1 pseudogene is annotated in these 228 nt (G+C 75.9%); it reads right to left on the bottom strand.

Going from position 1 to position 228, the window contains the following annotated elements:
- Positions 1 to 225, bottom strand: a pseudogene (locus tag KVT44_RS57675) (methyltransferase); the annotation flags it as partial.
- Between the last annotated feature and the right edge of the window lie 3 nt (positions 226 to 228).

A 228-nucleotide genomic window follows, 5' to 3' on the forward strand; every position in this document is an offset into this window, starting at 1 on the left:
CACCGCCCCCCCCCACCCGAAGCCCCCCACGGCACCGACGTAGTAGTACGGCGCGTAGAGGTGGCGCGGGACCTCCCCGGACACCGCCCGCCACACCGGGTCGGCGGCCCAGGCCCCGCCCCGGTCGATCTCGCGCCCCAGGGCGGCCCGCGCCACGGCGGCGAGGGTGTCGAGGTCGTGAACGTGGTCACGGTCGTGATCGTGGTCGAGAGCGTGCGCGCTCATACC

Source organism: Streptomyces sp. GbtcB7, assembly GCF_019091445.1.
Classification (GTDB): domain Bacteria; phylum Actinomycetota; class Actinomycetes; order Streptomycetales; family Streptomycetaceae; genus Streptomyces; species Streptomyces mirabilis.